Origin of the sequence: Pseudoalteromonas aquimarina (genome assembly GCF_049257255.1) — a bacterium.
GTDB lineage: Bacteria > Pseudomonadota > Gammaproteobacteria > Enterobacterales > Alteromonadaceae > Pseudoalteromonas.
The window spans coordinates 752837-766287 of the sequence record NZ_JBMMUG010000001.1 but is presented as its reverse complement, the minus strand read 5'-3'; the positions used below and the strand labels follow the sequence as shown (position 1 = coordinate 766287).

Genomic DNA, 13451 nt, shown 5'->3' with positions numbered 1-13451 from the left:
ACAATATGCTGAGGCTTTTTAGCCTAGTTCTATGTTTATTATTTATCCTGCCTTCTGTTGAAGCGCAGGATAATTATATTTTAGGACCAGGAGATAAAATTTCTATCAAGGTTTATGGGCAAGAAGATTTATCTGTTGAATCTTTGTTGGGGAACAGTGGCGAAATTAACTACCCGTTTTTGGGCGAGATTAAACTTGCTGGACTAACGGTTAAACAGGTAGAACGCCTAGTATCCGATGGTCTGAAAGGTGATTACCTTGTAAATCCAAATGTTTACGCACAAGTTGTTGAACACAGACCTTTTTATATTCATGGTGAGGTTAAAGAGCCAGGTGCTTATTCGTATAACCCTGGCATGACAATTAATCAGGCTATTGCTCTAGCGGGCGGGCTAACTGAACGTGCTTCAGAAGACAAAATCTTCTTATATAAAGAAGGGAACAATATTAATCAGTTAAAAGCGAATTTAGATACTAAAGTATCTGCTGGAGACACAATAAAAATCGAACAACGATTTTTCTAGAGGTTTTAATGGAAAACGTAAATTCGGAAGCTTTTGATTTAAAGCACTACTTTTTTGCCGTGAAGAAAAGGTTTTTTTCTATTACTTTTTTTTCATTGCTAGTTACCTGTCTTGTCGGTTTATACGTAATGACGATATCACCGATTTACCAAGCAACCTCTACAATTCAAATTGAATCAAAGCAGGCAAGAGCAGTTAATTTTCAGCAAGTGTATGGTGTTGATTTTTCGCGTAGAGAATATTTTGAAACACAATTTGCAATCTTAAAATCTGAAAGCATTGTTAGAGAGGTTATAAATAAGCTAAACCTATCTCAATACCCAGAGTTCACACCCTATGACCCTTCATCGAATGATGGATTATCGTCTAAGATAAAAGAATTTTTGCCATTTTTATTCGAATCAAGAGTTGATGTATCAGTTAATAGTGAAGAATTTAAGCTGCAACAGATGCTTGATAAATTCTTTAGAAATCTGAAAGTACAGCCAAAATATGGCACGAGACTAATAACTGTATCGTATGAATCGGCAGATCCTGAACTTGCAGCGCTCATCGTGAATACACTAACTTCAACTTATATTGAAAGAGAAGTCTTACAAAAAACGGGTATTACTCGCAAAGCATCTGGTTGGTTGAATGACAGATTATCTACACTAAGAGTTCAGTTAGATCAATCTGAAGCAAACTTGCAAGCTTATCGTGAAGCTGAAGATTTAATCGATTTTGAAGGTAGCATCAGTCTGATTCGAAGTGAACTAGAGCAAACCTCTACACAACTTATTGTTGCTAAGAATGATTTAATTAAATTAGAAAATATAACACGTATAATTAATGAAAATGGTTCTAATAATGTTGAACAACTAGAATCAATTAACGAAGTAACATCTCATTCTGCCATTCAAGCCATGAAGGTAGAAGTTCGTGAAGCAGAAAGAAAAGTAAATGAACTTGCACAAGTTTATGGACCAAAGCATCCTAAAATGATCACGGCACGTTCAGAGTTTGAGATAGCTGAGCAAAACCTTAAAAAACAAATTAAGTCTTTAATCTCTGGAATTCAAAAGGAAGTTCGTAATGCTCGTGCAAATGTCGTTTCTTTAGAGTCTTCTTTAAAACAACTTCGCAGTGATTATCAAAGCATTACTCGAAAAGAAACTGACTATTTGAAACTTAAACGTGAAGTTGAAACCAATAGAAATCTTTATGACGCGTTTTTGACTCGTTCGAAAGAAACTGAAGTTTCGAGTGATTTTAGTCTAGAAGCTGCTAAGGTCATTGATAAAGCGTTTGTACCAACGAAACCTATCAAGCCAAACAAAAAGAAATTTGTACTATTAGCTTTTATTGGTTCATTCGCCTTTAGCGTTGGTATTGTTATTATGTTAACACTTTTAAATGATACGGTTAAAACAGTTAATGATGTTGAGAGTAAACTGGCGCAACGCATGTTAGGTTTGTTGCCACTGCAACCTACGAAAAAAGATAAAGCGTTAGATACCCATCATTTCTTTAATGAGGATGCACGTCAATTTGCTGAATCTATTAGAACTTTTAGAACCAGTTTTGTATTGAGCCAAATGGATAGAAAAAATCAGGTAATTGAAGTTACATCTTCTATTCCTGGTGAAGGAAAATCAACAACATCAAGCAATCTTGCGTTTTCTTTAGCTCAGATTGAGAAGGTACTTCTCATAGATGCAGATATGCGCAAGCCAAGTATTTGTAAGCGATTTAATGTTCCAGCTTATCATCCAGGGCTTGCCAATTTTATTGCTGGTACAAATAAATTTGATGAATGTTTATTTGTTGATGAAAAGTCGGGACTTACAATTATGCCATGTGGACAAGTGCCACCTAATCCTCTGGAGTTATTGTCATCGTCTAGATTTGCTAAGATGATTGAGCATTTAAGAACTAAATTTGACAAAATTATTATTGATACTGCACCAACTCAAGTAGTGAGTGATTCTTTGGTAATTGCGCAGCATGTTGATTCGGTAATTTATGTTGTTAAAGCAGATAGTACACGAATAGGAATGGTTAAAGCTGGCTTAGGGCGCATGATTGAGACAAAAGCTAATATAGCAGGCATAGTACTGAATCAAGTTGACCTTAAAAGAGCTGAGAGCTACGGAGGCTATCATGGCTATTATGATTACTATGGTTATGGTGTGGAACAAAAGTCTTAAATGTACGATATTCACTGCCATTTAATTCCCAGTATTGATGATGGTGCAAGGGATATGGACGAAGCCATATCCCTTTTGAAAATTGCTGAGAATGATGGAATTACACATATTGTTCTTACTCCACATATACATTTAGGAAAATTTAATAACAATATTGATGATATCTTCACTAATTTCTTTTCTCTTAAACAAAAAGCGGCTGATGCAAATTTAAGATTAAACCTAGCTTTCGCAGCTGAAGTTAGAATTGATGCTGAATTAATCACTCTCTTTCAGCATGGTAAAATCCCATTTATTGGTAACTCATTAGATAAAAAAGTAGTTTTACTAGAGCTGCCACACTCAAATTATCCACAAGGTGCAGATAATTTAATAAAGTGGATGATTTCTAATAATATTCTGCCTTTAATTGCACACCCTGAGAGAAATCGTGATATTCAGAAAAATACCGATTTGATTTTGAAGTTAAAACGCTTAGGTTGTTTACTTCAAGTTACCGCAGGAAGCATTGTTGGTGATTTTGGTGAAAAACCTAAGCAAATAGCTAGCTTTATGCTTGAAAATAAACTAGCTGATATTGTTGCATCAGATGCGCATAATCTGAAACGAAGACCTCCTATTTTAAGTAAAGCATTTAAAGAAGTCTGTGATAAATACACTGCAGAATATGCAGAAAATTTATTTATTAATACACCTAAGTTACTAACAAAAAACTTATTTATATGTTGAATCGTTATTTTATAATGCTTTTGCTTGTTACAGCTTCTGCACTTTCGGGAATTTTTAGTTTCAGATTATTTATTGCTGACATAAATTATGAGAACGCTAGTACAAAATTAAACTCTTGGGACAGAGAAAAAAAAATCGAAAAAACCACAGATTACGAGCTAGCGTTAAATTCTATAAATTCTGCAATCAAATTTAACCCAAACAATCCTCATTATCTCGATACAAAGGCAAGAATACTCTCAAGAGGAATTCTTTTAAATAACGATGACCAAGAAAAGTATAAAGAAGTTATCTCCTTGTATCGCGAATCACTCGAAAAGCGTAAAAATTGGCCTGTAACATGGGTGGAATTAGCAAGCGTTAATGCCTATGTCCATGGAATTACACCTGAAACGATTTCATATATTAATAATGCGTTAATTTATGGGCCTTACAATCGTTTTGTTATTACTACTGCGAGTGGAATTCTTTTAAACAATTGGGAAAGTTTAAATACCGAAGAAAAATTGTTTTTCTTTAGGTTATTAGATATTGCTGCGTCAAAACCACAGATATTAACGACAGTCATTCAAGATGCCCAATCGGTTGAAATGGAAAAATTGATCTGTATTCAGATTAAATACAAATCGCAATTTAACAAATATCAGCAGCAATGGCCCTTTAAAGGTATTTGCGGTTTTTGATTACTTTCGAGTTAGTCGAAAGTTCATATGCAACGAACAACAGGGCAATTATGGCAATAAATGTCATTGAATTTGCTCCAGATTGCAATGAGTAATCTACAGATGAGTGTATTAACATCATAAGGATTGCAATTGAACCGCCAAAAGCTATTCCTTTACTTGTTTTACTCAAACTGGAAATCATAATTTTGCAAGATATGAATAAAGAGTAGAATAACAATAATCCCAAAACTATTGTTAACGGTATACCTAATTCAACACTAAACTGAATATAGTCATTATGTGCATTATCATAATGACCTAGCATTAATTCGTTTTGGTAAGCAGGGTAGGCCGTGTAAAAAGAACCTCCTCCTGAACCAAGAAAAGGTTTATCTAAAATAAGAGAAATTGAAGAAAGCAATACTTCATCTCGTGTCTCTTCAACAAAACTGGTATTTACAATTCTTTCTCTAACTTTTTCTACGCCAAACATGCTCCCAATAATAATTAAATCTAGTATAAAAAAGCTCACGATTATTATTTTGAGATTGTAGGGTCTTTCCTTGTAATAAAATAAAGCGAATAAACTGGTAATACCAAGTGCCATAAAAAATGCAACGTTTCCCATTCGGCTCTTGGTTAAGATTAAGCATGTAATAATTAAGATTAGACAAAGTCTGATAATGATTTTGTTACTGAGAATTGATTCAAAAAAATTTCTGATAAAATTTTTAAAACTTTGCTTATGGTTATGAGTTTTTAGTTCAGAAATGAGTAAACCTATTCCCATTGCCATACACATTGCTAAATAATTAGCTAAGAAGTTCTGATATGTAAAAGAGCCCATTGCTCTTGAGTCATATGGATAATCAAAAACAAGACTATGTGGTGCTTGCGTTAACACAAGATAACTTCCATAAAGTGCTTGGCAAACACCTGCAGCTATAAGCCAATAGATAAAGGTTTTAATTCTATTTTTTGAATTTACATAAAATAGAATCAACCAAGCAAACTGAAGCATAGTTATTGTTTTTAAAAGCATGACAGATGTTTGGTTAGGATCAATACTTTGAAAACGGGTTGGCAATAGTTGAATAGCTAAGACACATAATACTGCAAGTAATGCTCCGAAGAGTGGCCAGCTGGATTTCTTTGGGAAAATTGCTTGTTTGGAATAAGCACAATTAACGAGATGAAGAATAAATGTACAGCTAACTAGAAAGCCAAAAAACATAATAGCCCAAACACGGTAACTTCCTAATGGAATAGGAAGCCAGAAAATTAATGCACATAGCATTGCAAAGATAGCTTTATTCAATTTATTCAAGGTTCTAAGCTTTTTAGAATTAATAAATATTAACACACATATTTTTTAGCTAGAAGTTTGATTAAGTTATTAAACAACAATATTATTGTGCAACATTACTTAAAACAAAGGATTGTTTATGAGTTTAATTTCAGAGCCAATTGGATGGTCTCGCTCAATTGCCAAGTCAAAATCACGTGTTATTTTCTTCGCGACCATTCACTTCGCTATTTTGTTTTTTGCAATTTGGTTGTTGTTTGATCAAGTATGCTTAAAGCAGCAGTTAAGCGAACTAACATTTCAAGATTTTTTAATCTCATCTAGCTTAATTCTATTTATTGGTGGATTTTATCCTTGTTTATACCTTTATGCGATTTATCGTTTGCTTGAGATTAATAAACTTAATACTGATAAATAGTATTTAATTAAGTATTCAATTAGTTCAATCAGTGAACTGCCGTTTTGTGTTCATTAGTGAGGGAATATGAAGAATTTTGTTTTAACGATTTTTACAGTCATTTTTTTAGCTGCGTGTAGTAAACCATTACCTGAAGAGCGAATGTCTTATGCCGGTGAGTGGGTAAGCAAAGAAATGTATTTGCTTATTTTGCCCGATGGCACCGTTTCTTATAAACGTTTAAAGGGTGGCGGCAGTACCGAAGTTAATGGCCCGCTTAAAGAATTTCAAGGGGATGACTTCGTTGTCGGCATCGGGTTTTTAACAACAACATTTGATGTCTCTGAAACGCCTTATGTGGAAAATGACCAATGGGTTATGACGGTTGATGGTGTAAAACTTACCAAACGTGAAGAATAAATAATTGTTAAATAAAAAAGCCGACGAGTATGTCGGCTTTTTTATTAACTTGAAAGCGCCTCTGCTACATCGGCAATTTGTTGACGCAGCCAAATATGGCTTGCATCACGGTGAAGTAGTGGGCTCCAAATCATATCAAGCTCAAATGGCGGAATTGGAAACGGTGGTTCAATAATTTTGAGCTCGTTGTCGTTTTTATAAATTTTTGCCACTTTTGTTGGCAGTGTTGCAATGAGGTTTTCAGCCTTGGCTAAATGAATAGCAACATGATAATTACGAGTGAATGAGGCAATATTACGGTGTTTACCAAAATGTGCGAGCGCTTCATCTACCCAGCCTAGCTTTTGTACATCAGCCGGATCCATACCCACACCCACACCAAAACCTGTTTTACTTACCCAGATATGACGTGCTTTTAAATAGGCATCTAGGCTGTAGTTTTCTAAAACAGGGTTATTTGCGTTTACCACACACGAAAAGCTGTCTTTCCAAATACGTTTTTGGTGAAAGGATTGCGGCAGGTTATCAAAGCGGTTAATAGCCATGTCTACTTTGCCGTTTTCTACATCATGAAATGTCACATCACTTGGCGTTACAATATCAAGCGTGGTGTCTGGCGCGAACGTTTGTAGGCGGCTTAGTAGCATTGGGGCTAATGTACTGGCCGCATAGTCACTTGCCATTATACGAAAAACACGATTACTGCTGGCAGGTTCAAAATCACGGTTGGGCTGAAGTGTTTCTTCAAGCGTTAGCAACACACCGCGTACAACGGGTTGTAACTCCTTTGCGCGCTCAGTTGGCACCATACCGTCACTGGTACGCACTAATATTGGGTCATTTAACAGTGCACGTAAACGCTTTAAGCCGTTACTCATAGCAGGCTGTGTAATGTTCAGCTGATTTGCCGCACGTGTCACATTACACTCCCTAAGTAGGGTATCTAAGTACACTAAGAGATTTAAATCTACTTTACTAATATTCATTTTATTTATGCCGTAACAGTATTTAATAAAAGACTTTAATAAACGAAGGCATAAATAACAAGTGCTTATCGTGACTTAAATCTTAGACTTTCGGGGTAAGGATAAATATTAGTACTTATTCCTTGCTTAATTTTTTGCTGTTGCTCACGCCAATAAGACGCACTATTTAGCTCTGGATGTTGTTCTAATAAAATTTCTTTAATATGAGGATCGGTTGTCACAAACGTGGTTAATTGCTCAATAAATACGTCTTGCGGCGCTACAGAGTAGGCATCTGGGTAATCAAAGTATCCATCCGATTTAGGTAATTCTCTGAAATTCATATCGGTTAGATACTGCACTTCATCATAATCATAGAAAATGACCCGTTTATGCTTGGTTACGCCAAAGTTTTTGAGCAGCATATCGCCGGGGAATATATTGGCCGACATCATTTCCTTAAGTGCTTGACCGTATTCACGCATTACATGACGTTTGTCTTGTTCTGGTGCATCTTGTAAAAACAAATTAAGCGGTGTCATCCGCCTTTCGATATAAAGGTGTTTTATGATCAACAAATCACCATCAAACTCGAGTGATCCTGCAATTGATTTTTTAAGACGCTCTAATAGTGGCTCTGGAAAACGGGAAATAGGAAAAGCCACATCTGAAAATTCGATGGTATCGGCCATGCGGCCAACTTTATCGTGTTTTTTAACCAGTTGGTAACGCTCTAACACCGTGCGCCTGCCAAAGGGTTTTCCATCACCAAATTTATCGCGAATAACTTTAAATACATATGGAAAAGTAGGGTGAGTAAATACCTCCATCACCATTCCTGGGGTGCCTGCGGCTACTTCAAAGTCTTCTTTGCACGATGCTAGGTGATTTAAAAACTCGCGGTAAAATTCGCTTTTACCTTGTTTATGAAATCCAATCGCGTTGTATAGTTCTGCCGGTGTGCGATTGGGCATTAACTGATTTAAAAAGCTCACCACACCAGAAGGGGAACGGGTATTCACCATAAAATAGGCGCGGGCAAAACCAAATACCACCCGCATTTGTACGGAATTTGTCAGCACCGCATCAATAAATAGGCCTTTATTTTTATTGTGTAAAATAGGAATAATAAAAGGCTGCACCCCGTTTTTACTGACGATTCGCCCCACAATATAGGCTGCTTTGTTGCGATAAAAAGGCGCTTTTAAAATATCAAAGCGCATTTGATGATTGCGTGAATTTACATTAGGTGCCTGTTTAACAAAGGCTTTGACGATATTTTTAATATCCGATTCAAGATCGATAAAAGGGGCTTTTAAATCAAACTGAGCAAAAATTTGTTTAATGGTTGGAAGTAGGCCATCAACCACTGGAAAAAAGCTTTTATATTCTTCTTCAACTGGCACTAGCGGTTCAGTCAAGGTACTTTCAACAAAAATGAAATCGTTATTAAAATATTTGCGGTGGTAAAGGCGGCAAAATACTGAGTTAAAAAATGTTTCGGCAAGCTCAGCTTGCGGATGAAAACTCAGTAAATCGGTGTAATCAGTTTTAATGGCAAGCCACAATTCAGCGTCAAAGTGTGATGCATCTATGCGACGTTTAAGCTTTTCAATACATTCATTTACGCGCTTATCATAATAGCTAATACGCTCAGCACTAATACGTTGCATGGATTGCCAATCGGCATTGGCGAAATGCACTTGAGCTTGTGACGTTAAACCTTGAAACAGTGAATAGTGGTGGCTAAACCCTTTTAAAATCAAGTTGGCGATAACTTGGCTCAACTGCATACATTTACACCTTTTAGTTATTGTGGTTGATGTTTTTTTGCATGATTGGTGATAATTGATACTGCATGTTCGATATCATCAGTAACAGTGAACAATGAAAAATCACTTTGGTCAATCAATCCTTTTGCAACTAGTTGCTGCTGCATCCAATCTACCAGCCCTTGCCAAAATTCGCTGCCAAATAGCACAACGGGCATTTTTGAGATACGGCCTGTTTGTAAAAGGGTAAGTGATTCGAATGTTTCATCAAGCGTGCCAAAACCACCTGGCATACAAATGTAACCCATAGAGTATTTTAAAAACATTACTTTACGGGTAAAAAAATACCTAAAATCAAGCTGTTCATTTTGATAGGGGTTGGGAATTTGCTCATGGGGTAATTCGATATTGAGGCCAATACTCTTACCATGAGTTGCACCGCGGTTGGCGGCTTCCATAATTCCTGGGCCTCCACCAGATATAACAGCAAAGCCTTCTTCAACAAAGCGCTTTGCGATATCGACAGTTGCTTGATAGTACACGTCATTTTCATCTAAGCGGGCTGAGCCAAAAATCGATACGGCAGGGCCTGTGTCTGATAGCTTATCAAAGCCATCGGCAAATTCGCTAATAATGCGAAACATACGCCATGATTCATCGCCTTTAAGATCATCGATCATTTTATATCTCCTTTAAGGATCATAAACCACGCATCAATGTAGTCGGGCATATGACGGTTTGCATCGTAATAGGCTTTAATGCCGGGATAACTTCCCGCTAAATAGTCTAATTGATACAAGTTGTCTTCAAACGCACCACCTGTGTCGGCCATTACCGCCATACGGTATTCACTGTGGCTTTTAAAATCAAATTTAGCAAATACTAAAGCGCCAAGCCCAAGTTGATAGATATCGCCAGCAAAGGTGACTTCAGGCAATACTTCAATTTTATGATTTGCATCTTTACCATAGCCTAAAATGCCATTTACTTGTTTGAAGTACCAGTAGCGATTTTGTTCAAAAGGCTTAATGGTACGATCATATGCAATACCGTTATTGCGGTGAACGTTAAAAACTCGCTGTTCGCCATTTATCTCTACTACAATCGTGCCTTGTAATAATGCGGATTCTAAATCTTCACGGGTTAGGTATATGATTGGTTTAGCTAGATTTTGTTGTGTGAGTATACCGCTTAGAATTTCTTGCTTTCCGTATTTAAAACGGGTGAGTTGCTGTTTTTTTCGCTCGGCCTCTTCAAGTGATAAACCAGCCTCATCAAAGGGTAAAGCATAAAGCGGATACGTATATTCTGTTGTTTTTACATCGCTGCCCGTTGCTAAATGCACGTAGTACTTTGTCATAAGCACTTTATCGTTAGTCAGGTTTTTTAAAAGCGGCTTTTTATCACTGAGTTTTTTTGCGTGTGTTGTATCCGAACTAATTCGGTAAAAATCATAATGCTTTTTTAAAAATTGAATATCGGTTAGTGATTTCGTGTTGTTTTTTTCATCTGCTTTGGCAAAGGTACAAAGTGATTTTAGCGTGCGCGAAAGATCGTCTTCAGAAATACCATACTCTGATAATTTATTCGCGTGAATAACTGCAGCATCATACTGCTTACCTAATGAAAGGTAATTAACAGTGTTATTAGCAACCTTACATAAATCATGGGGATTTGTATTGATTTTGAAATCGTTAATGGGTGTTTGTTTTGTAATATAAAAGGAGTCGGCAAATAAAGAGTGGGAGATGAAAACGTTAAAAAATAATAAGAATAAAACAATATACTTCATTGAAATATCAGTTAGTAAGCATGTAATAAAACTTAGTTTACTGATTTAAAAAACGAGAAGCTAGGGCTTTAGTTGTTCAGGTTAAAATGATTTAGTTATCACAGAAATGTGATTGGCTTATTAGGGAAATATTTAGGAAATAAAGAAGTGAATAAATGGTGGGTCTGAGTGAATTCGAATCACCGACCTCCACGATGTCAACGTGGCGCTCTAACCAACTGAGCTACAGACCCTCGATTTATGGTTCGCATTCTACATAGAATTTTTTGTTGTACAAGCAGAATTTTGCATAACACCGTTTAACTGATGGATTTATATGCAAAATATAACATGGTTTATCTTCCCGGCACGATGCCACAGGACTTATACAGAGCTTGCCACCAGCGTACATGCTCAACAGACAACGTTTTTAAACTATTTGCTAAATCAAGCGGGTGAATAGCTAAGTCGCTATCATAAGGCTTAGAAATCTCGTTTTGCCAAATCGCGCTTAGTTCTGGGTGGATTAAAGCGTACTCGCGAAGCAGTAAATTGTGATATTGCTGTATTTTATTACCATAAAATTTTGTAAAAATGTTACTTAATACATTTGCCTTTTCTGTGCTGTGGCCTTTTTTGCATAGTGTCTCGGTAGAGACAGCCTTTAGCGCGGTGTTTTGCTGCTGTAATAACGTAATTTGCTCGTACATAGCTCTTAATACACCTGTCGCATAAGTATTTTTATAAAATGCAGATAGTTGCTTTTCCAATTGAGAAATATCAATAACGTCAAACTGCTGATTTAAGATAAGCGCTTTAGTTTGACTCAAAAAACGCAAACTATTTAAGGCGGCTTGTTTATCTTGCTCATTTATCTCCATTAATGAATAAGTGCTTGGTTTATATAAAGACGATAACTGAGGGTCTTGAAAAGTCATCTGCTGCCAGTAGCTAAAAAGCACTTCACGTTTTTCGTTGTAAACCGTTTTTAGTTGGTCTTTTAATAGCGCATCCTCTAATGTCTTAATGCACTTAGGTAACAACTGAATAAACCTAACTTGATATGCAAACTGAGCACTTGGCCCTGCCACTTTACCAAGTTGTGAATTGCGCTCAGCGATTAATTGCCCGAGCTGACAATGTTGGATTTTGGCTAGCTGTAATATGCCTATGGTATTAGTTTGAGTGATTTCTATACTTGTTTTTTTGAGTTTATGGCTATCTGAATAGGGGGTAAGTTTTGGCAGATTAATTTGGCTTTGTAAGCGTGTATGGTAATCTGAATTAAGAGCGTTGGGCGCTTTAGAGCACCCAACAAGATACATACTTGATAAGCAAATAAGACTAAGAAATATTAAAAGGCGCTTGAGCAAGTCGTTTTCTCACAGTCGTTATAAGTAAAACCGCAGCGGTTGATAACCCTACGATAATACCGAGCCAAAAACCTTTAGGCCCCATTGGTTCAACAATGAGATCTGTTAAGGCCAATACGTAACCTAAGCTAAAACCGATTAACCAGTACGAAATAAAGGTAATGTATGAAATTGGCGCTGTGTATTTTAACCCCCTTAGAATACCAGTTGCTGCCACTTGCAAAGCATCAGGCAATTGGTAAAAACACGCTAAAATTAAAATAGCACTGGCAAGGGCGATTACCTCAGCGTTATCACTGTACACACTACCAATAACGCTGCGCGATAAAAAGGTAATAAGTGCCACGACAGTCGAAATCATTAACGCCAGTAATAGGCTAGTTGAAACGGTTTTTTTAACCGCCGCATAGTTTTTTTGACCCGCTAAGTTACCTACACGAATACAAATCGCTAGCGCAAGACTAAGTGGGATCATAAATAGCACAGTAGAGACGCTTGCAGCCACTTGATGACCTGAAACGGCAATAGCGCCAAGCGGTGCAATAAAGAGTGGAATACACGCAAATAGTGTCACTTCAAAAAAGTGTGCAAGTGCAATGGGAGTACCAAGCTTAGCAATGCAGGCTATTGTGGTTAACTTTGGTTTTATGGCGCGTGAGAATAAAAACCTGCCTTTTAAGCGCTTTGAATAAAGCATATATATAAACAAACTAAATGCCATGCACCAGTAAACAATAGCTGTTGCTATGCCACAACCAGCACTCCCGTATGCATCAAAACCGAGTTTACCGTGGATAAAAATATAGTTGGCCGGAATGTTAATAGCGAGACCAATAGCCGCAATAAATACTGCTGGTTTGGTATATGCCATGCCTTCACACACGCAGCGCAGTACATTGTAAATTAAAAAGCCAAGCAAACCCCATTTGACATAATGAATATAGCCAAGCGCCAAGCCAGCCACTTCAGGTTCCATTTGGATATAGGATATTGGAATTTCGACAAAGTTGATAAGTAATAAGCCTAATGCTGTAAGTACAAAGGCTAAGAAAAAGCCCTGAAACATATCATGACGTATGGCAAACAGTTTTTTTGCGCCAAAGTTTTGCGCCACCATACCCGTTAGAGCAAGAAGTACACCGAGCAAGGTTAAAAGTACCGGGTTCCAAATACCCAAAGCAATTGCAAGTGCCGCTAAATCATACGCACTCACTTGACCTGCCATAACAGTATCAACAACACCCATTAAAATCATGGTTACTTGGGCTATAAAAACAGGAATAGCTAAGCGAAGAATATATCTCGCTTCAAAAACATTAAACGTCATACTTGCGCATTCT

The 13451-nt window shown here is 36.8% G+C and carries 13 protein-coding genes and 1 tRNA gene; 6 read left to right on the top strand and 8 right to left on the bottom strand.

Going from position 1 to position 13451, the window contains the following annotated elements; all coding sequences use genetic code 11:
• Positions 1-5: 5 nt before the first annotated feature.
• From AAEU29_RS03525 to AAEU29_RS03510, 4 genes are read left to right on the top strand one after another with little or no spacing between them, the layout of a single operon-like run.
• On the top strand, positions 6-524 hold the full coding sequence (locus AAEU29_RS03525) for a polysaccharide biosynthesis/export family protein (RefSeq protein ID WP_421972082.1): 519 nt from the start codon (positions 6-8) through the stop codon (positions 522-524).
• An 8-nt stretch (positions 525-532) separates the two neighbouring features.
• A complete protein-coding gene (locus AAEU29_RS03520; RefSeq protein WP_421972081.1) occupies positions 533-2713 on the top strand; it encodes a GumC family protein in 2181 nt (726 codons plus the stop codon).
• Positions 2714-3442: a tyrosine-protein phosphatase gene (locus AAEU29_RS03515; protein WP_421972080.1), complete on the top strand. Its 729-nt coding sequence runs from the start codon at positions 2714-2716 to the stop codon at positions 3440-3442.
• Positions 3436-4125: a VpsP family polysaccharide biosynthesis protein gene (locus AAEU29_RS03510; RefSeq protein WP_421972079.1), complete on the top strand. Its 690-nt coding sequence runs from the start codon at positions 3436-3438 to the stop codon at positions 4123-4125. Before AAEU29_RS03515 ends, AAEU29_RS03510 begins: the two co-directional genes overlap by 7 nt.
• Here AAEU29_RS03510 and AAEU29_RS03505 read toward each other — a convergent pair.
• Positions 4103-5470 carry an O-antigen ligase family protein gene (locus AAEU29_RS03505; RefSeq protein WP_421972078.1) on the bottom strand — a complete coding sequence of 456 codons (1368 nt, stop codon included), beginning with the start codon at positions 5468-5470 and terminating at the stop codon, positions 4103-4105. The two genes, AAEU29_RS03510 and AAEU29_RS03505, sit on opposite strands and share 23 nt — an antisense overlap.
• A gap of 82 nt (positions 5471-5552) precedes the next feature.
• Between AAEU29_RS03505 and AAEU29_RS03500 the strand changes: the two genes are divergently transcribed.
• Both AAEU29_RS03500 and AAEU29_RS03495 read left to right on the top strand, forming a co-directional pair.
• Positions 5553-5831, top strand: a complete 279-nt coding sequence (locus tag AAEU29_RS03500) for a hypothetical protein (RefSeq protein WP_421972077.1) — start codon at positions 5553-5555, stop codon at positions 5829-5831.
• Positions 5832-5897: 66 nt separating this feature from the next.
• Positions 5898-6230 (top strand): hypothetical protein, encoded by a 333-nt coding sequence (locus AAEU29_RS03495; RefSeq protein WP_421972076.1) that lies wholly within the window; start codon positions 5898-5900, stop codon positions 6228-6230.
• A gap of 44 nt (positions 6231-6274) precedes the next feature.
• Here the strand turns inward: AAEU29_RS03495 and AAEU29_RS03490 are convergent, their stop codons facing one another.
• From AAEU29_RS03490 to AAEU29_RS03460, 7 genes are all read right to left on the bottom strand, one after another.
• Positions 6275-7216: a LysR family transcriptional regulator gene (locus AAEU29_RS03490; RefSeq protein WP_421972075.1), complete on the bottom strand. Its 942-nt coding sequence runs from the start codon at positions 7214-7216 to the stop codon at positions 6275-6277.
• A 65-nt stretch (positions 7217-7281) separates the two neighbouring features.
• The gene (gene aceK, locus AAEU29_RS03485; RefSeq protein ID WP_421972074.1) at positions 7282-8988 is read right to left on the bottom strand and encodes a bifunctional isocitrate dehydrogenase kinase/phosphatase; all 1707 of its coding nucleotides are present in this window, start codon (positions 8986-8988) and stop codon (positions 7282-7284) included.
• A gap of 17 nt (positions 8989-9005) precedes the next feature.
• Positions 9006-9647, bottom strand: coding sequence for an LOG family protein (locus AAEU29_RS03480; RefSeq protein WP_421972073.1), 642 nt, complete (start codon positions 9645-9647; stop codon positions 9006-9008).
• Positions 9644-10759, bottom strand: a complete 1116-nt coding sequence (locus AAEU29_RS03475) for an MltA domain-containing protein (RefSeq protein WP_421972072.1) — start codon at positions 10757-10759, stop codon at positions 9644-9646. Before AAEU29_RS03475 ends, AAEU29_RS03480 begins: the two co-directional genes overlap by 4 nt.
• Positions 10760-10915: 156 nt before the next feature.
• A tRNA-Val gene (locus AAEU29_RS03470) sits at positions 10916-10992 on the bottom strand.
• Between the two features lie 102 nt (positions 10993-11094).
• The gene (locus AAEU29_RS03465) at positions 11095-12063 is read right to left on the bottom strand and encodes a DUF3080 family protein (protein ID WP_421972071.1); all 969 of its coding nucleotides are present in this window, start codon (positions 12061-12063) and stop codon (positions 11095-11097) included.
• A gap of 19 nt (positions 12064-12082) precedes the next feature.
• A complete protein-coding gene (locus tag AAEU29_RS03460) occupies positions 12083-13438 on the bottom strand; it encodes an MATE family efflux transporter (protein ID WP_421972070.1) in 1356 nt (451 codons plus the stop codon).
• Positions 13439-13451 lie beyond the last annotated feature (13 nt).